Origin of the sequence: Paraburkholderia graminis C4D1M (assembly GCF_000172415.1) — a bacterium.
Lineage (GTDB): Bacteria > Pseudomonadota > Gammaproteobacteria > Burkholderiales > Burkholderiaceae > Paraburkholderia > Paraburkholderia graminis.
Window position 1 is genome coordinate 162089 of the sequence record NZ_ABLD01000011.1, and the last position, 17820, is coordinate 179908.

A 17820-nucleotide genomic window follows, 5' to 3' on the forward strand; every position below is an offset into this window, starting at 1 on the left:
CAGAATGAAGAAGCTGGCCTATTCGCTATTGGCCGTTGCATCGGCATGTGCATTTAACGGCGCTTATGCGCAGTCGTCGGTGACGCTTTATGGCGTTGTCGATAACGGCATCGAATATCAGAACGGCGGTGCGGGAGGCGCGGTACGCGCGGTATCGAGCGGACTCTTCGCGACCGTGTATGGGCTGATGGGTCACGAAGACATTGGCGGCGGCGTGCACGTCAACTTCCAGCTCGAGCAGGGCTTTTCAGGCGTGACCGGTGCGGCGACCGACCCGACCGCGTCGTTCAACCGGCTTGCGTGGATCGGCGTATCGGGGCGTTTCGGCGAATTGCGCTTTGGGCGCCAGAAGAAACCCGAATATCTGTTCCTGAACGGCGAAGTAGACCCGACCGCGGTCAAAAGCTTCGCATCGCCGATCAACAACTTTACCGACGCGTCCGTGCGCGCGAGCAACGCAATCGCGTACTTTCTGCCGGACTTCCGCGGGCTGACGGTCCAGGGCATGGTCTCGCTGCGCGATCAGACAACGAGCCCGTCCAACGGGCTGCGTTTCTATAACGTGGTCGCGCGCTATGTGCACGGGCCGATTCATGTGGGGGCCGGCTATGAGTCGTCGGCGAATGCGACGGGAACGTCCGTGCAAAAAATCTTCCGCGCGGCCGCGTCTTATCGGCTCGGCGCCGCGCGCTTCTATCTGGCGTATCAAACGGAGCGTCAGAGCGATCACAGCGAGAAGCGCGACATCTACGAAGCTTCGGGTACCTATCTATTCAATCCGTTCAACCGCTTTTCAGTGATGTACGGTTATGCGCACGACCGCACGGGCCAGGGCAACAACGCGCAGCAGGTCGGTCTGATCTACGAATACTATCTGTCGAAGTCGACGATCCTGTACACCGCTGCGGGGCTGATCCAGAACCGCCATCAGGCGCAATACACGCTCGACGGCACGCAGTATTCGGGCATCGCGGTTGAGCCCGGCGCTTATGCGCGCGGTGCTATCGTCGGAATGACGCATAAGTTCTGACGGCGGCGAACAGCTTGCCGATCTGCATGATGAACCGCGTGGCCAGTAACCGGCTTATAGCGGCGAGATTCCACTGACACCCGTCTTGCAGCCGACCTCGGTCGAACATTCGCCTGAGAGAAAACGCGCGTTGGGCGCGTCGGACAACGAGTCGTGGCCGTCCGTCGTCAAGTGGCTGCGTCGCCAACTGGCGGGCGGCAAGCCGAATTCCCGCTTGAATGCGCGATTGAACGCCGCCTCCGACTCATAGCCCACCCTCTCCGCAATAGCCGTAAGTGACTGCGCTCCGTCACGTAACGCCTGTGCCGCAATTTGCAGACGCCAGCGCGCCAGATATTGCATCGGTGGCTGGCCGAGCAATTGAGTAAAGCGCTGTGCCAGCGCCGAACGGGAGAGGCCCGCTTTGCGGGCAAGTTCATCGACTGTCCAACCATGCGCCGGTTGCGCGTGCATTAACGCGAGCGATCGTCCCACGAAACGATCGCTGACGCCGGCCAGCCATCCTTTGCGGTCCGCAGGCAGCGAATCGACACAACGCCGTACCGCCTCCACGAAAAGCAGTTCGGACAAACGTCCGAGTACGATCGCACTGCCTACGCGCAATTCGGCTGCTTCGAGAGCCGCGAGTTTCAACGACGACTCCAGCCACGCGGATCTCGCGTCGTTGCGCATGTCGATCTTGAACATACGAGGCAATGCCGATAGCACCGGATTGGTCAGCGTATCGTCGCAGGCGAGGAAGCCGCAAATGAGCCGCGTTTTCGCGCCGCCCCCGCCGTAGCTCAACCTGATGACGTCGCCCGGCGCGGTTTCCAGATACTGCGACAGCATCTGGTGAGAGGGCGCCGGTTCGAGTTCGACCGAACTGCCCATTAGATGCGCTTCGCCCTGCGGCACGACGAGAAGTTCTCCGGCATCGACGCAGATAGCGGACGACGGGTCGTCGACGAGCCGTGCGCGACAGCTTCCTTCCGTGATGAGGTGATAGGAGACGATGCGCTCTGCGCGCGGCAAAAACGATACGCACAACTCCCGCGTCGCCTCGCCGAAAACACACCACGGTGCAGTGAAGTCGGCGCTTAGATACACCGCTCCGCTCAGATGCACGAGGCGAAGTACGTCGGAAAGAGCATCCATGACGTCGTCCATCAGTTTCGGCGTCCTGCGCAAAATATCTGGACGACCGGTCATTCACCGATATGGCTTGCGTCCCGATACTAGCACTCACGCGAATCCGCAACAACGAACGGTAGAGCGCCGCCTTCCACCATCAGGAGAACGACATGAGTAACGCAGAGACTTATCGCGGTCAATGCTTTTGCGGCACCGTGCAATTCACGGTAAGCGGGGAGCCTGCGGGTATGGGCTATTGCCATTGTGAGTCGTGCCGAAGCTGGTCGGGAGCGCCCGTCAATGCGTTCACGCTGTGGAAGCCCGAGGCGCTGCACGTTACTCGCGGCGCCGATGATATTGGCACTTACAACAAGACAGCCCATAGCTACCGCAAGTGGTGCAAGTCATGCGGCGGCCATCTGTTTACCGAACATCCCGGGCTCGAACTGATCGACGTCTACGCCGCAGTCATCGCCGACTTCCCCTATGAACCCGGTGTGCACGTTCATTACCCGGAGTCGCGCCTTCGAATGAAAGACGGTCTGCCCAAGCAGAAAGATCTGCCGGGGGAAATGGGCGGCTCGGGCATCAGCGTTGCCGAATAGCCATTGCATCTCGCGGTTCTGGTTTGATTCGCCCGATCGTCGCGCGGGCTTTTTCACAGTGCAAGTTCGCGGCGTCATCTGAATGGCAGCAACTCTGAGTATTGACTCATCGCTGCCCCGGTTCTCAGGAGTCGTTTATGTCCGCAGTCGATTCTTCTTTTTTACCCGTCGCAGATTTCGCTGCCGTCAAGATCCGTCAACAGGCCGCGTGGTCGACCGGCAATTATGCTGTCGTCGGCACGACGCTGCAGATCGTCGGAGAAGCTCTATGCGAAGCGCTTGACCTGCGCGCCGGCTCGCGCGTGCTCGACGTTGCAGCAGGCAACGGCAATGCAACGTTGGCTGCCGCGCGCCGCTGGTGCGATGTCACCTCCACGGATTACGTCGCCTCACTGCTGGACGCCGGCCGCGCCCGCGCACAAGCAGAAGGTCTATCCGTCGAGTTTCAGGAAGCGGACGCGGAAGCGCTGCCCTACGCGGACGCCTCGTTTGATATCGTGATGTCGACGTTCGGTGTGATGTTCACTCCGGACCAGGCGAAGGCAGCGGCTGAACTGGCTCGTGTGTGCAAGCCGGGCGGCCGCATCGGCCTCGCGAACTGGACGCCGGATAGCTTCATCGGCCAGGTGTTCAAGACAATTGCCATGCACATTCCGCCACCTGCGGGCGTGGCGTCACCGGCGCTGTGGGGAACGAAGGCGCGGCTGGAAACACTGTTCGAAGGAAAAACCCGGAAGATCGTCGCAAACAGCCGCCACTTCACGTTCCGTTACCGCTCGCCCGAACATTTCGTGGAAGTTTTCCGCACGTTTTATGGGCCGGTGAACAAGGCATTTGGCGCACTCGAGGGCGAACGGCAAGCGGCGCTTCTCGGCGATCTGATGACATTGATAAAAAGCCGCAACCGGTCCGGCGACGCGACGCTCGTGCTGCCGAGCGAATACCTCGAAGTGGTGATTGAACGATCATGAACGGCGTTGGACGCAGCGCCGCCGTCCTGCACGGATTCGCGTCGCGCCTCTGGTCGCTGTTGGATCTTTCCGCTTAGCGCCGCACCATTGCAAGTTGCTGCTTTGCCGCGCCTTCGTGCGCGGCAAAGCCAATCCATTTCCTCATGCCACGCATGTCCAAACGCAGCTCACTCCGACCAACCCGACAGCCGTGAGCGAAGTCAGTCCCCTTGCGTCACTCCAGAAGAATCAGTTAAGACGCTTAGGTTCGCCATCGTCCGCATACCAGTCGATGGTTTTGCCGCTCGTATTGATCGTCACCGCGCGCGGCTCGCTGAACTGATCGAACGATTCGACACCCGTCTCGCGCCCCACGCCGCTGTTCTTGAAACCGCCCCACGGCGACGCCGGATCGAGCCGGTGGTGATCGTTGACCCACACCATGCCGAATTCGAGCTTGCTCGCCACGCGATGCGCCCGCGCGACGTCCTGGGTCCACACGGAAGCGGCGAGACCGAACTGGGTGTCGTTGGCGATGCGGATCGCGTCCGCCTCGTCGTCGAACGGCATCACGACGGTGACCGGCCCGAACACCTCGTCCTGACCGATCTCCGAACGCGGATCGACGTCATACAGCACAGTCGGCTCGATAAAAAAGCCCTGCTTCAGGCTGGACGGCACGCCGCCGCCGGTCAGCACCTTCGCGCCCGCTGCCTTCGCACGCTCCAGCATCGCCAGAATGCGCTGACGCGAGCGCTCGGAAATCACCGGCCCGAGTTGCGTCTTCACATCGGCGGGATCGCCCACGCGAATGGCCGCCGCTTTCGCGCGGAAGCGTTCGAGAAACTCCGCATGGATCGACTTGTGCACCAGAATCCGCGCGCCGCACACGCAGGTTTGTCCCGCGCCGATGAAGGCCGCGAACGCCGCGCCGTTCACCGCGCGCTCCATGTCGAAATCGTCGAACAGGATCACGGCGCCCTTGCCGCCGAGTTCGAGCGTCGTCAACGCGAAGCTGCGCGCCGCGGCTTCGCCAATCGAGCGGCCGACTTCAGTGCCGCCCGTGAAAACGACCTTGCGGATCAGCGGATGCCGCGCAAGCGCCGCGCCCGCTTCGCGCCCTTCGCCGTTCACGACGTTCACGACGCCCTTCGGCACGCCTGCTTCATCCAGTAGACGCACGAGGCGCACGGTGGTCAGCGGCGTCTGCTCGGACGCCTTGATGACGACGCTATTGCCGGTCGCGAGCGCGGGCGCAAGACTCTTCGACAGAATCATCAGCGGATGATTGAACGACGTCATCAACGCGACGACGCCGAGCGGCACGCGCTGCGTATAGCACAGGTACGGCCCTTCCACCGGAATCACGTCGCTGCGGCGCGTCAGCGCGAGCGCCGCGAAATAGCGGTAGAACTGCGGCAGACGCGAAATCTGCGCGCGTGTCTCCGAGATCGGCCGGCCGTTGTTCAACGTTTCGAGCCGATAAAACTGTTCGAGGTCCGCTTCGAACAGATCGGCGAAACGATTCAGCACGCGCGCGCGTTGCTGGATCGGCATGTCGCGCCACGCGCCGCTTTCGAACGCGCGATGGCCCGCGTGCACCGCGCGGTCCACATCCTGTTCCGACGCGGCCGCGAGCGCGCCAATCACTTCACCGGTCGCGGGATTGACGATATCGAGCGTGCGGCCGGTGTCGGCGTCCGTCCATGCGCCGTCGATGAAAAGCTGTGCATCGAGATGGGTCTGGTTCACTGTGTCCATAGAGATCGATTCCAGGTGGTTCACTTCAGAGGCGATGCATGCGCATCGGTGCGCAGCGCATCGGGTGTCTGTGAGTCGGCGGGTTGCAGGTCTTCGAGACGCTGGCCGGTCGGCTCGACGCCGAGCCACGCGACGACGACGATCTGAATCGCGAGCAGGCCGATCATCAGTGCGAGTACGCCGACAATGCCGTGCCGCGCGTACAGCGCGATGACGATAAACGGCGTCACGATCGTCGCGCCGCGGCCCAGCGTGTTGCAGATGCCCGATGCGCGCAGCCGGACTTCGGTCGGAAAGAGTTCGGGTATGTAGATGGCGAACAGCAGCGCGACCAGCACGTAGATCGGAATGGTCAGCAACAGGCCGACGAGGGGCAGCAGCAGCGGATTCGAGACGAACGGATAGATCGCGCCGAACACGATCGCCGCGAGCGACGCGCCGATGATGGTCGGCTTGCGGCCCCACGAGTCCGCCGTCAATGCGCCGATTGCAGAGCCGATTGGCGCGCCGAGCGACATGACGAGCGCGAAGCCGAATGACTTCGCGATGCTGAAACCCTGATGCACGAAGAACGTCGGCAGCCAGGTAACGAAGCCGTACAGCAGCGTATTGATGACGACGAGCGTCACGCAGCCGACGATCATCCGTTGCAGCATCGCGCCGCTGAACAGCGAGCCGAACGACAGCGCAGCCGCAGCCTGGCTCGGCGTTTTCGCAACGGCAGGCGGCGGCAGCGGTTGGCCGCCGTGCGTGTGCGCGACTTCGTCTTCGATGCGTCGCAGGATCGCGTCCGCCTCCGCGTGACGGCCGACCGAGTCGAGCCAGCGCGGCGACTCGGGCAGCGACTTGCGCGCATACCAGACGCCCAGCGCGCCGAAGCCGCCCAGAACAAACATCGCGCGCCAGCCGAACGCCGGAATCAGCGCGAGGCCGATGAGCCCCGCGACCGGCAACCCGGACACGACGAACACAGCCATCAGTCCTTGCAGCTTGCCGCGCTTTTGCGGCGGCACGAATTCGGTCAATGTCGAATAGCCGACGACGTTTTCCGCGCCGAGGCCCAAGCCCATCACGAAGCGGCACGCAATCAGCACGCTCATGTTCGGTGCGAGCGCTGCGCCGAGCGAGGCGAGTCCGAACACCGCGAGATTCGCCTGATACGTGAAGCGGCGGCCGAAGCGGTCGCCGAGAAAGCCGGTGCCGAGCGAACCGAGCATCATGCCGAGAAAAGTCAGCGACACGAAAATCGCGTTCTGGCCGATTGTCGAGAACCCGGTTTTCAGCGTGGCGCCGAGCACCGTCGACGCGACGTAGATGTCGAAGCCGTCGAAGAACATGCCGATGCCGATCAGCCACATGATGCGCCGATGAAATCCCGACATCGGCAAACGGTCGAGCCGCGGGCCTGCGTTAACGTTCATGTCTGTCTGTCTCCTGTCGACGGGAGTTAGTGCTTCAGCACTTACTCCCGTCCCATGCACCGCTGTCGACCGGACTTGGCGCTTTAGCGCTTAGTCCGGTCCCATGCAAAGCTGTCGACGGGAGTTAGTGCTTCAGCACTTACTCCCGTCCCATGCACCGCTGTCCCAGGCAAGGTGCTTGCCGCTGGCGTTCTGCGCAAACACGAGCCGTCCCGCGATAAAGTTCGCGCTCGCCGTCTATGAACTTCGATGAAAGAACCTGCGCTCAGCGCCCCTGCATCAGCCGCAGGCTCGCGACGGTCAGCATGTCGGTCGCGCTGCGGAAGTTCTGTTCGGTCGTGCATTCCTCCGCCGCCAAAAAGAATGCCTTGCACTGGCGCACGCCCGCATCGTCGAGCGCGAGAATGCGCTCGGTGAGCGCGTCCGCGTCGCTGCGCAGCATTGCTGGCTCGCAGACCTTCGTGATCAACCCCGCCTGCAACGCGGCCGCGGGCGTCAACGCGTCGCCGAACAGGACCATCGGAAACAGCGCCTTCGGCAAAGCGTAGCGGCCCGCGTACGCCATGATCGCGGCAGGCGGCAAACCCTTGCGCATCTCGGGAAACGCGAGCGTCGCGCGCGACGAGACCAGCGTGAAGTCGCACAGAATCGCCAGTCCGAAGCCGAAGCCGTGCGCGTCGCCCTGCACTTCCGCGATCGCAATCATCGACGTGCCGCGCACGAGCCGCTTCAGCTCGATCAGCCGCGCGACTTCCGAACGGATCGACACCGCATCGCGCGCGGCGCGCTCGCGTCCCGTGCAGAAAACGTCGCCGCTCGCACGGATGCGCAGCACGCGCGCGGTCGGCTCGGCGGCTTCGCTGCGCAACGTCGCCGTCATCGCGTCGAACATCGGGCCGGAAATCTCGTTACCCGCGTCCGGGCGATTCAGCGTAAAGCTCAGCACGTCGCCCGCTCGCTCGATCAAAACCGGCTGCGGCAATGGACTGCGATCCATGACATCTCCTGTTGTATAATCTGTATACAGCGTATTCACATGATGACGAGGTGTCAATGCCTTCCAGCAAAACAGTGGTCAAGACTGCCGGCGCCGCCGCGCGCAAGCGCGCGAAAGAGCCTCATGCAGGCGCGCATTCGCTAGACAAGATCGCGATCAAATATCACTCGCGCCTGCGCACGGTGCATGCATCGAGCGACTCATTGAGCGAGGGTGTGGTGGTGCCCGCGTTGCGCGAGGCGATCGTCGAGGGCGTGCTCGCGCCGGGCAGCCGCCTTTCGGAAGTGCAGGTTGCAAAGCAGTTGAACGTAAGCCGCACGCCGATGCGCGAGGCGTTCGCGCAACTGGAACGCGAGGGACTGGTGACGGTCCTGCCGCGCGTCGGCGCGTACGTGCGCGCGGTGACGCTGCGTGATGTCGAGGAGATTTACACGGTGCGCGCGGCGCTCGAATGTCTTGCTGTGCAACTCGCGTCGGAGCGCATCACGGCGCTCGGCACCGCGCAATTCGACGACGTGATCGAAGCAATGCAAGCGAGCGTCGATGCCGACGATCCGGCGAGTTACGTCGATGCGCTAGATCGCTTCTACACACTCGTGATGACGATCGCCGACAACCGCACGCTACAGGACAGTCACGCAGCTTTGATCGGACCTGTGCGGCGCCTGCGACGCATTGCGATGGCGCGCGGCGGCCGCATGCTCGCGTCGTTCAGGCAGGCGGTCAAGATTCGCGATGCCATTGTGAACCGCTCGCCGAACGTGCAGGACCTGATGCGCGAACAGTTGGCCGGCGCGTGCCGTGCGGCGCTCGACGTGTTAAACGACGCAAATGAATAATCGAGGAAACGAGTCATGATCAATACGCAAACCGCCCGCATTCTTTCCCGCTATAAGAGCTGGGCCGACACGGTGCTTTTCGACGCCACCGGTGCCCTCGCGCCAGAGGAAGTCGTCAAGACGCGGCAGACGTTGTTCAAAACGATGATCGGTACGCTGAATCATAACTATGTGGTCGATCTGATCTGGAAGGCGCATCTCGAGCGCAAGGAACACGGCTTCACGACGCGCAGCGTGGTCCTGCACGCCGAGCTGAACGACTTACGTCGCGCGCAACAGGATGTGAACGCATGGTTCGAACGTTGGGCCGATGCACAAAGCGATGCGTCGCTGGCTGAAGAGCTGACGTTCGCGTTCATCTCGGGCGAGCGTTCGACGATGTCGCGCGGCGCGATGTTCATGCATCTCGTGAATCACGCTTCGTATCATCGCGGGTGGGTCTGCGAAATGTTCTTCGAGGTTCCCGCGAGACCGCCGACTACCGACCTGCCGGTTTTTATCGCGGCCCACCCGGAGTCCGGTTTTTCGCGCGCTTAGCCGCTAGCAGTCGTGTCGACATGGCTAGCGGTATTTATGAAGACCTACACTCTCACAGGTATTGCGGGGCGCTGTGTATCCTTCAGGGAAGTCGGCGGGCGAACCAGGGTTCATCTTGTGCTCGTAGTGGCGCCCCTTGATCATGCCGCGACTGCCCGCTAACGGATATCTGGGAGAGGCAAATGACTGACAGCAGTTGGGACCGAGTCCCAATCGATTCGCAAAGCATCGATGCGCCACTGTCGCGTGCGGCGGTGTTTCTCACCTTGACGGTCGCCGAGGGTCGCGACGCGCTACAGGTCGTCGCCGGCGTCCTGGACGGTCTCGACGATCTGATCAAGACGGTCGGCTTTCGCGATCTCAACGGCCGGCTGTCGTGCATCACGGCCTTGGGGTCGGCGCTGTGGGACCGTTTTCAGACAGGCAAGCGCCCGAAGGAGCTGCGCCCCTTCACGCCGATCGAGGGTCCAACGCACACGGCACCGGCCACGCCCGGCGATCTCTTCTTCCATATCCGCGCCGAGCGCGAGGATCTCTGCTTTGAATTCGAGCGCCTGCTGGTGGATCAACTGGGCAATAGCGTGACGCTGGCCGACGAGGTTGCGGGCTTTCGCTACTTCGACTCGCGCGACCTGCTTGGCTTCGTCGATGGCACAGCCAACCCGACTGGTCGCGAGATAGGCTCGTCAACGCTGGTCGGCAGTGAGGATCAGGAGTTCGCCGGCGGCAGCTACGTGGTAGTGCAAAAGTATCTGCATCAAATGCAGCCGTGGGCTCGGCTTCCCAGGGATGAGCAGGAGCAGATCATCGGCCGGGAGATCGTCAGCAACGTGGAATTGCCCGACGCGGCGAGCGGCCAGAAGTCGCACAAGACCCTCGCCACGATCGTGGACGGCGACGGCACCGAGCACGATATCCTGCGCGACAACATGCCCTTCGGCCGCCCCGGCCACGGCGAATATGGGACCTACTTCATCGGCTACTCCAGGCATCTATGGGTGACGCAAAAGATGCTGGAGCGCATGTTCCTCGGCGATCCACCGGGCATGCACGACCGCCTGCTCGATTTCTCGACTGCGCACACCGGCGCCGCGTTCTTCGCTCCGGCGCCGCGCACGCTCAGTGCCCTGTTGCAAGCGGTGTAGGTCGAACGCCCCGATCAGAACCCGGCGGCCAGTCCATCGCGCCGGGTGTCGCTCGCGGCGACATAACCGCGTTCGGGATCGTTGCGATCGAGCTTCCAGATGTACTGCCCGGAGCCGAAATCCATATACGGATCGTCGACCGATTTGATCGTATGGCCGAGCCCCTGGAGCGCGCGCACCGTGTCCACATCGAGCGTCGCTTCGACGTCGACCGAGAAGTCGCGATTGACCTTCCAGCGCGGGGCGTCGCAGGCGGCCTGCGGTTGCTGGCCGTAGTCGAGCATGCGCACGACCGATTGCAGATGCCCTTGCGGCTGCATGTCGCCGCCCATCACGCCGAAGCTCATCACCGCTTCCTGTGTGCCGTCCACCTGCTGCGTGAGGAACGCGGGGATGATCGTATGGAACGGCCGCTTGCCGCCCTCGACCACGTTCGCCGACTTCGGATCCATTGAGAACCCGTAGCCGCGGTTCTGCAGCGAAATGCCCGAGTCCGGCACCACGATGCCCGAGCCGAAGCCCATGTAGTTCGACTGAATGAAGCTGACCATCATGCCGCGCTCGTCCGCCACCGACATGTAGATCGTGCCGCCCGCCTTCGGCATGCCGAAGTCGAATTGCGTGGCACGCTTGCGGTCGATCAGCTTCGCGCGCGACTTCAGATACGCGTCGTCGAGCATCTGTTCCGGCGTGACCTCCATCGAGCGCGGGTCGGCGACGTACTGGTAGACGTCGGCGAACGCGAGCTTCATGGCTTCGATCTGCAGGTGCTGCGATTCGATGCCGTCGACCGGCAGCGAGCCCAGGTCGAACTGTTCGAGAATGCCGAGCGCGATCAGCGCGGCAATGCCCTGCCCGTTCGGCGGAATCTCGTGCACCGTGTGGCCGCGATAGTCCTTGCTGATCGGCTCGACCCAGTCGACACGGTAGTTGCGCAAGTCGTCCATCGTGAGCGCGCCGCCGCCCTGGCGCGAGAACGCGGCGATCTGTTCGGCGATCTCGCCTTCGTAGTAAGCGCGCGGCCCCTGCTCCGCCAGCTTGCGCAGCGTCTTCGCGTGGCCGGGAAAGCGCACCAGTTCGCTGACTTCCGGCGCGCGGCCGCGCGGCATGAACGTGTCGGCGAAACCGGGCTGATCCTTGAGCTCGGGCACGGCCGCCGCCCACTTGTACGCAACCACGCTTGCCACCGCGTGACCCCGTTCGGCGATCTCGATCGCCGGCTCCATCAGGTCGGCGAACGGCAGCGTGCCGAACTTCTGATGCAACGCCTCCCAGCCGGCGATGACGCCCGGCACCGTCACCGCATCCCAGCCGCGCTTGGGATGCTTCGCGAGACCGTTTTCCTCGCCGTACTTACGCTTGAAGTAATCGACGTTCCATGCCGCCGGCGAGACGCCGGACGCATTCAGGCCGTGCAGCTTCTTGCCGTCCCAGACGAGCGCGAACGCGTCGCTGCCGAGGCCGTTGGAGACCGGCTCGACGAGCGTGATCGCCGCCGCTGCGGCAATCGCCGCATCGATGGCATTGCCGCCTTTCCACAACATGCGCAAGCCGGCTTGCGCGGCAAGCGGATGAGACGTCGAAACGATGTTGCGCGCGAACACGGGCAAGCGCGGTGTCGGATACGGGTTTTGCCAATTGAAACGTGTCATTGAAAACTCAAACGAAAGTGATGAGAGGGCCAGTCGGCCGATGAAAGCGGTGACGGAATCCGGTCACGACTCGCGCGGATCGAGCGCATCGCGCAGACCGTCGCCAAGCAGGTTGAAACCGAGCACGGCCAGGAAGATCGCGATGCCGGGGAAAATCGACATCCACGGCGCCTGGCTGACAAAGTCCTTCGCGGTGTTGAGCATCGAACCCCACGACGGCGACGGCGGCAACTGGCCGAGCCCGAGGAACGACAGACTCGCTTCGGCGATGATCGCGGTCGCGATCGTCAGGCTGGCCTGCACGATGATCGGCGGCAGCACGTTAGGCAGAATGTACCGCACAATGATCCGTGCGTGGCCGAGGCCGATTGCCCGCGCGCCTTCCACGTAGTCCTCGGCCTTCACGGTGATCGCCTGGCCGCGCGTCAGCCGGACGAAGCGCGGCATCGCGGAGATGCCGATCGCGGCCATCGCGTTGGTCAGGCTCGGTCCAAGGAACGCGGCGAGCGCGATGGCGAGGATCAGGAACGGAATCGACAGCAACGCATCGGCGATTCGCGAGATCACGCCGTCGACGAGCTTGCCGAAATAGCCGGCGAGCAAGCCGAGCGGCACGCCGATCGCGACCGCGATGCAGACCGACACGACGCCCGCCAGCAACGACGCACGCGCGCCCCACAGCAGACGGCTCAGCACGTCGCGGCCGAGTTCGTCGGTGCCGAACCAGTGCGCGGCCGAAGGCGCCTGCCGCACGGTCATGAAGCTGGCCTGCACCGGGTCGTAATGCGACAGCCAGGGCGCGAAGACCGCCATGACGACGATCAGCAGCACGAGCGCCGCGCCGAACACGGCAGCGCGATTGCGCATGAATTTCACCAGTCCGCGGCGCTCGCGGCGCGGCAGTACGGTCGTCTGCGACGCAGCGGCCGAGGCGTGAACGGGGGCGGCGGGAGTAACCATCAGCTGCGTCTCAGTCGGGGATTGAGGAGGACGTACAACACGTCGGCGCACAGGTTCACGACGATGAAGCACAGCGCGGTGACGAGCACGACGCCCTGCACGACCGCATAGTCGCGATTGAACACGGCGTCCACGATGAGCTTGCCGAAGCCGGGGATCGTGAAGACCTGTTCGGTCAGCACCGCACCCGCGAGCAGTTCGCCGAACAGCAGCGCGAGCACGGTGACGATCGGAACCAGCGCGTTGCGAAAGGCGTGCTTGACGACGACGGTGCCGCGCAGCAGCCCTTTCGCACGCGCGGTCCGGATATAGTCGGTGCGCAGTACGCTCAGCATCGCGCTGCGCGTGTGACGCATTAATTGCGCGCCGAGCGAAGCGCCGAGCACGAACGCGGGCATCAGCATGGTCTTGATGCTGAGCCAGAAGTCTTCGGCCGGCGACACATAGCCGGACGACGGCAACAGATGCCAGCGCACCGACACGATGAAGATCAGCATGATGCCGAGCCAGAAGTTCGGGATCGACATGCCGGACAGCGCGAACACGTTCGCTCCGTAATCGAGCGCGCCGCCGCGGCTCGCGGCGGAGATGACGCCCGCCGGAATGCCGATACCGATGGCGAAGATCATCGCCATCGCCGCGAGTTGCAGTGTGACCGGCAGCTTCTGCGCGATCAGCGACGTCACCGGCACGTCGGTGCGCAGCGACGCGCCGAGATCGCCACGCACGACGTCACGGACCCACAGCGCGTACTGCGTCGGCACCGGCTCGTCGAGGTGGTACTTGACGCGCAGCGACGCGATCAACTGCGGGTCCTGGTCTTCCCCGGCCATCGCCGTCACGGGGTCGCCCGGCAGCAGCTTCTGCAGGCCGAAGATCAGCATCGACACCAGAATCAGCGTCGGAATGGCGACCAGCACGCGATTTGCAATGATCCGCAGCATGACCGATCAGCCCTTGATACTGACGCCGCGCAGGCGGACCAGGCCGTCGGGATACGGCGTGAAGCCTTGCACTTTCTTCGACAGCTCGAACGGCCACGGCTGGTTATAGACATAGACGATCGGATCGTCGTCGGCGAGCAGCTTCGACGCCGCTTCGTAGTCGGTTTTGCGTTCCGCGGTGGTCAGCTTCACGCGCGCGGCGTCGAGCAGGCGGTCGACTTCGGGGTTGCAGTAATGCGCGTAATTGAGGTTGCCGGAACAGGTGTTGAACTGATGCAGATTGCCGTCCGGATCGACACGGCCCGACCAGCCGAGGTACATCGCCTCGAAGTCGCCGCTGTGGGCGGCGTTGAGTTCGGTCGCGTAGTCGGTCGGCCGCAGCTTGAGATTGAAGCCGGCTTCGCTGACCATCGCCTGCATCATCTGCACGATCTGGCTCGACACCGTGTTGTTCGGATAAGTGAACTCGATGTCGACATGCTCGTGGCCCGCCGCCTTCAGCAGCGCCTTCGCCTTCGCGATGTCGCGATGCGACATCGGCAGCGACGCGTTGTAGTACGGGCTCGACTTCGGCACCGCCTGATTCGCGGGCGCGAAGATGCCCGCGCCGATCACCTGGTTGATCGCGTCGCGGTCGATCGCGAGCTCGAATGCCTGCCGCACGCGCCTGTCTTTCAGCACCGCGTTGCTGCGCTTGCCGTTGCCGATATTGAACGTCACGTAGTAGTAGCCGAAGCCGCTGACCGGCGCGAACCTCAAGTTCGTGTCGCTCTTCGCCGACGCGACATCGGAGGGCGCGAGGCGCTCGAGCATGTCGAGCGAACCCGAGCGCAGATTGGCGAGGCGCACGGTGCTGTCCGGAATCGGCAGGAAGACCACGCGCTGGATCGGGTATTTGTCGGCGTCCCAGTAGCCGGCGAATTTCTCGAGCACGACGCGATCGTTCTGCACGCGCTGAACGAACTTGTACGGCCCCGAACACACCGGATGCGCGGCGACGCCGGCCGGATCGGCGAGCGTCTTCGGCGCGAGCATCATGCCGGCGCGGTCGGTCAGCGTCGCGAGCAGCGCGGCGTCGGGCTGCTTCAGCACGATGGCAACCGTGTAGTCGTCGATGACGTCGACGTGATCGACCGACGCCAGTTCGCTCTTGCGGTTGCTCGTCTGCAGCGTGCGGTCGCGGTCGAGGTTCGCCTTGACGGCGGCCGCGTTGAACGGCTCGTCGTTCTGGAACTTCACGCCTTTGCGCAGCTTGAATGTCAGCGTCTTGCCGTCGGCGCTCGTCGTCCACGAGGTTGCCAGCATCGGTACGATCTTCTGGTCGGGCGTGATATCGACGAGCGCGTTGCACAGCGACGCAAACACGATCCGGTCGACGAGCTGCACGCTGCGTGCGGGGTCGAGCGAACCGATGTCGTCCTGCAAGCCGATCCGTATCGTCTGACCGGTCTGGGCCATCGCGGCGCCGGCGCCAAGTGCGAGCGCCGCGGCAATCAACATTCTTCGCATGAGCATTTTCCCTTTGTATTCCGATTCATCAAACGGTGTGGTGAAGAGGCTGGCGGCGCGGCGCGCGTCCCGCTTCTTCGCTCGAATTTCATCGCGGCCACCGGCTCAGTCGCCCGCGGAAGCTAGCGCCGTCTGGCGCTCACGGTAGATCGCGAGCCGCTCGATCAATTTCGGACTGACGCTCGTGGCCAGCGGTGCGCCGCTGCCGGCGTTCTGGATCTCGCGCCAGAAGTGGCATGCGACCTGCCGTCCGTCATCGAGTCGTTCGCTGACTGGCCGCACTTCAGCGCAATGCGGCTTCGCATGCGGACAGCGCGTATGGAAACGGCAACCCGAAGGCGGCGCGGTCGGACTCGGCAGATCGCCGGACAACGCGGGCTTCGCACGCCGCTCGTGCGGGCTGCTCGCCGGAATCGCGCGCAGCAGTGCTTGCGTGTACGGATGCAGCGGCGCGTCGAACAGTGCATCGACATCGGCCAGCTCGACGATCTCGCCGAGATACATCACGGCGACGCGGTCGCTCATATGGCGGATCACCGCAAGGTCGTGCGCAACCATGATCAGCGTGAGGCCGAGGTCCTGCTTGAGCGTCTCCAGAAGATTGATCACCTGCGCTTGCACCGAGACGTCGAGCGCCGACACCGGCTCGTCGCCGACGATCAGCTTCGGCTCACCGGCCAATGCGCGCGCGATGCCGATCCGTTGCCGCTGGCCGCCGGAGAATTCGTGCGGGTAACGGTTCGCGTAGGCCGGCTGCAGGCCGACCGTGCGCAGCAGGTGAGCGACGCGCTCGCGGTGCCCGGCGCTGTCGTGCGCGAGCCCGTGCAGCGCGATCGGCTCGCCGACGATCTTGCCGATCGTCATGCCCGGATTCAGCGACGCGAACGGGTCCTGAAAGATGATCTGCATTTCGCGGCGCAACCGCCGCAGCGGCGCGCCTTGCTCATGCGTGATGTCCTTGCCTTGATAGAAGACGCGGCCGTCCGTCGAATCGATCAGACGAAGCAGCAGGCGGCCCAGCGTGGACTTGCCGCAGCCCGATTCGCCGACGATCGCGAAGGTCTCGCCCGCCTGCACCGCGAACGACACCTCGTTGACTGCATAGACCGTTGGCGTGCGCATGAAGAGCTGCCGCGTACCGCCAAAATGCTTCGTCAGCGAGCGCGCCTCGATGATCGGCGCCGGCGAATGGGAAGCCGGCTGCGAGGCCGGCTGTGGGTGCCGCGTCGGTGCGTGCGGCGTCGGTTTATTGGGCGTCGTCATGCCATTTCCTCACGCAATACCGGCGCGGCGACCTGTTCGACCGGAGCGAGCCAGCACGCAACGCGATGCACGCCGGCGATCACCTTATCAGGCGGCGCGGCGTCAATGCAGCGTTGTTCGGCGAACGGGCAGCGCGGCGCGAAGCGGCAGCCGTGCGGCATCAACTCAGGCGACGGCACCGAACCGCGGATCGTCGCAAGCGCGCCTTCCCGCTTGCCGACCGAAGGAATCGCGCCCATCAGGCCGATCGTGTACGGATGTTGCGGGTCGTCGAACAGATCGGCGACGGTGCCGTATTCGACGATGCGTCCCGCGTACATCACCGCAACGTGGTCGGCAACTTCCGCGACGACGCCGAGGTCGTGCGTGATCAACACCATCGCCGTGCCGGTCTCGGCTTGCAGATTTTTCACGAGCGCCAGCACCTGCGCCTGGATGGTCACGTCGAGCGCGGTCGTCGGCTCGTCGGCGATCAACAGGCGCGGGCGATTCGCGAGCGCCATCGCGATCATCACGCGTTGGCGCATGCCGCCGGAAAGCTGATGCGGGTACGCATCGAGCCGGGTTTCCGGCGCCGGGAATCCGCACCAGCCGCAGCATCTCGAGCGCCTCTTCGCGCGCTTGCCGGCGCTCCACATTGCGATGCCGGCGGATACTTTCGCCGATCTGCTCGCCGACCGTGAACGCCGGATTCAGCGACGTCATCGGCTCCTGAAAGATCATCGACAGCCGGTTGCCGCGAATATCGGCCAGTTCGCGCTCGGACAGCGCGAACAGGTCCTTGCCTTCGAAGTGCGCGGTGCCGGCGACGCGTTGCGCAGGCGGACTCGCGAGGAGCCCCATCAGTGCGAGCGACGTGACGCTCTTGCCGCAGCCCGATTCGCCGACGATGCATAGCGTCTCGCCAGTGCCGACCGAGAACGACACGTCATCGACGAGGTTGGGCGCGTCGGCCGCGCGCGAAAACTTCAACGAAAAGCCGCGAACCTCGAGAACCGGTCGGCGGGCGTCATCGGTCACGCTGGGAAACTCCATATCGTGCTGCTAGTCCTGTTCAAGGCTGTCTCGCGGCGATTATGTGGTGCGCTTTACGA

At 63.8% G+C, this 17820-nt stretch carries 15 protein-coding genes and 1 pseudogene; 6 read left to right on the top strand and 10 right to left on the bottom strand.

The features are described 5' to 3' along the window. Positions 1-4 precede the first annotated feature (4 nt). The gene (locus BGRAMDRAFT_RS19015; protein WP_006050436.1) at positions 5-1030 is read left to right on the top strand and encodes a porin; all 1026 of its coding nucleotides are present in this window, start codon (positions 5-7) and stop codon (positions 1028-1030) included. Between the two features lie 54 nt (positions 1031-1084). Here BGRAMDRAFT_RS19015 and BGRAMDRAFT_RS19020 read toward each other — a convergent pair whose 3' ends face one another. Beyond that, positions 1085-2167, bottom strand: a complete 1083-nt coding sequence (locus BGRAMDRAFT_RS19020) for an AraC family transcriptional regulator (protein ID WP_044021396.1) — start codon at positions 2165-2167, stop codon at positions 1085-1087. Between the two features lie 146 nt (positions 2168-2313). On the opposite strand from BGRAMDRAFT_RS19020, the gene BGRAMDRAFT_RS19025 reads away from it, so the two are divergent. Continuing rightward, complete coding sequence (locus tag BGRAMDRAFT_RS19025) at positions 2314-2748, top strand: GFA family protein (RefSeq protein WP_006050438.1); 435 nt, start codon at positions 2314-2316, stop codon at positions 2746-2748. A 137-nt stretch (positions 2749-2885) separates the two neighbouring features. Then, on the top strand, positions 2886-3719 hold the full coding sequence (locus BGRAMDRAFT_RS19030; protein WP_006050439.1) for a class I SAM-dependent methyltransferase: 834 nt from the start codon (positions 2886-2888) through the stop codon (positions 3717-3719). A 228-nt stretch (positions 3720-3947) separates the two neighbouring features. On the opposite strand, the gene BGRAMDRAFT_RS19035 is transcribed toward BGRAMDRAFT_RS19030, so the two are convergent. The 3 genes from BGRAMDRAFT_RS19035 to BGRAMDRAFT_RS19045 form a co-directional block, all read right to left on the bottom strand. Continuing rightward, positions 3948-5459 (bottom strand): aldehyde dehydrogenase, encoded by a 1512-nt coding sequence (locus BGRAMDRAFT_RS19035; RefSeq protein ID WP_006050440.1) that lies wholly within the window; start codon positions 5457-5459, stop codon positions 3948-3950. Positions 5460-5479: 20 nt separating this feature from the next. Further along, entirely contained in the window at positions 5480-6880 is a 1401-nt protein-coding gene (locus tag BGRAMDRAFT_RS19040) for an MFS transporter (RefSeq protein ID WP_006050441.1), read from the bottom strand. 265 nt (positions 6881-7145) lie between these two features. Continuing rightward, a complete protein-coding gene (locus BGRAMDRAFT_RS19045; RefSeq protein ID WP_006050442.1) occupies positions 7146-7877 on the bottom strand; it encodes an enoyl-CoA hydratase/isomerase family protein in 732 nt (243 codons plus the stop codon). 56 nt (positions 7878-7933) lie between these two features. Here BGRAMDRAFT_RS19045 and BGRAMDRAFT_RS19050 point away from each other — a divergent pair, with 56 nt between their 5' ends. The 3 genes from BGRAMDRAFT_RS19050 to BGRAMDRAFT_RS19060 all read left to right on the top strand — a co-directional run bounded on the left by BGRAMDRAFT_RS19050 (position 7934) and on the right by BGRAMDRAFT_RS19060 (position 10398). Further along, positions 7934-8716 (top strand): GntR family transcriptional regulator, encoded by a 783-nt coding sequence (locus tag BGRAMDRAFT_RS19050; protein WP_006050443.1) that lies wholly within the window; start codon positions 7934-7936, stop codon positions 8714-8716. Positions 8717-8731: 15 nt separating this feature from the next. Then, positions 8732-9253 carry a DinB family protein gene (locus tag BGRAMDRAFT_RS19055; protein ID WP_006050444.1) on the top strand — a complete coding sequence of 174 codons (522 nt, stop codon included), beginning with the start codon at positions 8732-8734 and terminating at the stop codon, positions 9251-9253. A 182-nt stretch (positions 9254-9435) separates the two neighbouring features. Then, complete coding sequence (locus tag BGRAMDRAFT_RS19060; RefSeq protein ID WP_006050445.1) at positions 9436-10398, top strand: Dyp-type peroxidase; 963 nt, start codon at positions 9436-9438, stop codon at positions 10396-10398. 14 nt (positions 10399-10412) lie between these two features. On the opposite strand, the gene ggt is transcribed toward BGRAMDRAFT_RS19060, so the two are convergent. The 6 genes and pseudogenes from ggt to BGRAMDRAFT_RS36125 all read right to left on the bottom strand — a co-directional run bounded on the left by ggt (position 10413) and on the right by BGRAMDRAFT_RS36125 (position 17761). Further along, positions 10413-12050 (bottom strand): gamma-glutamyltransferase, encoded by a 1638-nt coding sequence (gene ggt / locus BGRAMDRAFT_RS19065; RefSeq protein WP_006050446.1) that lies wholly within the window; start codon positions 12048-12050, stop codon positions 10413-10415. Positions 12051-12113: 63 nt separating this feature from the next. Next, complete coding sequence (locus BGRAMDRAFT_RS19070) at positions 12114-13010, bottom strand: ABC transporter permease (protein WP_006050447.1); 897 nt, start codon at positions 13008-13010, stop codon at positions 12114-12116. Beyond that, on the bottom strand, positions 13010-13954 hold the full coding sequence (locus BGRAMDRAFT_RS19075) for an ABC transporter permease (RefSeq protein WP_006050448.1): 945 nt from the start codon (positions 13952-13954) through the stop codon (positions 13010-13012). Before BGRAMDRAFT_RS19075 ends, BGRAMDRAFT_RS19070 begins: the two co-directional genes overlap by 1 nt. A gap of 6 nt (positions 13955-13960) precedes the next feature. Next, positions 13961-15463, bottom strand: a complete 1503-nt coding sequence (locus BGRAMDRAFT_RS19080) for an ABC transporter substrate-binding protein (RefSeq protein ID WP_006050449.1) — start codon at positions 15461-15463, stop codon at positions 13961-13963. A gap of 105 nt (positions 15464-15568) precedes the next feature. After that, positions 15569-16726, bottom strand: coding sequence for an ABC transporter ATP-binding protein (locus BGRAMDRAFT_RS19085; RefSeq protein ID WP_006050450.1), 1158 nt, complete (start codon positions 16724-16726; stop codon positions 15569-15571). Beyond that, positions 16723-17761: pseudogene (locus BGRAMDRAFT_RS36125) on the bottom strand (ABC transporter ATP-binding protein). Before BGRAMDRAFT_RS36125 ends, BGRAMDRAFT_RS19085 begins: the two are co-directional and overlap by 4 nt. Positions 17762-17820: the final 59 nt, after the last annotated feature.

Excerpts from the sequence above, each read along its gene's own strand:
- BGRAMDRAFT_RS19030 (WP_006050439.1), top strand. The coding sequence starts at position 2,886 with ATGTCCGCAGTCGATTCTTCTTTTTTACCCGTCGCAGATTTCGCTGCC.
- BGRAMDRAFT_RS19035 (WP_006050440.1), bottom strand. The coding sequence starts at position 5,459 with ATGGACACAGTGAACCAGACCCATCTCGATGCACAGCTTTTCATCGAC.
- ggt (WP_006050446.1), bottom strand. The coding sequence starts at position 12,050 with ATGACACGTTTCAATTGGCAAAACCCGTATCCGACACCGCGCTTGCCC.
- BGRAMDRAFT_RS19050 (WP_006050443.1), top strand. The coding sequence starts at position 7,934 with ATGCCTTCCAGCAAAACAGTGGTCAAGACTGCCGGCGCCGCCGCGCGC.
- BGRAMDRAFT_RS19020 (WP_044021396.1), bottom strand. The coding sequence starts at position 2,167 with ATGGATGCTCTTTCCGACGTACTTCGCCTCGTGCATCTGAGCGGAGCG.
- BGRAMDRAFT_RS19025 (WP_006050438.1), top strand. The coding sequence starts at position 2,314 with ATGAGTAACGCAGAGACTTATCGCGGTCAATGCTTTTGCGGCACCGTG.
- BGRAMDRAFT_RS19080 (WP_006050449.1), bottom strand. The coding sequence starts at position 15,463 with ATGCGAAGAATGTTGATTGCCGCGGCGCTCGCACTTGGCGCCGGCGCC.
- BGRAMDRAFT_RS19045 (WP_006050442.1), bottom strand. The coding sequence starts at position 7,877 with ATGGATCGCAGTCCATTGCCGCAGCCGGTTTTGATCGAGCGAGCGGGC.
- BGRAMDRAFT_RS19070 (WP_006050447.1), bottom strand. The coding sequence starts at position 13,010 with ATGGTTACTCCCGCCGCCCCCGTTCACGCCTCGGCCGCTGCGTCGCAG.
- BGRAMDRAFT_RS19060 (WP_006050445.1), top strand. The coding sequence starts at position 9,436 with ATGACTGACAGCAGTTGGGACCGAGTCCCAATCGATTCGCAAAGCATC.
- BGRAMDRAFT_RS19075 (WP_006050448.1), bottom strand. The coding sequence starts at position 13,954 with ATGCTGCGGATCATTGCAAATCGCGTGCTGGTCGCCATTCCGACGCTG.
- BGRAMDRAFT_RS19040 (WP_006050441.1), bottom strand. The coding sequence starts at position 6,880 with ATGAACGTTAACGCAGGCCCGCGGCTCGACCGTTTGCCGATGTCGGGA.
- BGRAMDRAFT_RS19085 (WP_006050450.1), bottom strand. The coding sequence starts at position 16,726 with ATGACGACGCCCAATAAACCGACGCCGCACGCACCGACGCGGCACCCA.
- BGRAMDRAFT_RS19015 (WP_006050436.1), top strand. The coding sequence starts at position 5 with ATGAAGAAGCTGGCCTATTCGCTATTGGCCGTTGCATCGGCATGTGCA.
- BGRAMDRAFT_RS19055 (WP_006050444.1), top strand. The coding sequence starts at position 8,732 with ATGATCAATACGCAAACCGCCCGCATTCTTTCCCGCTATAAGAGCTGG.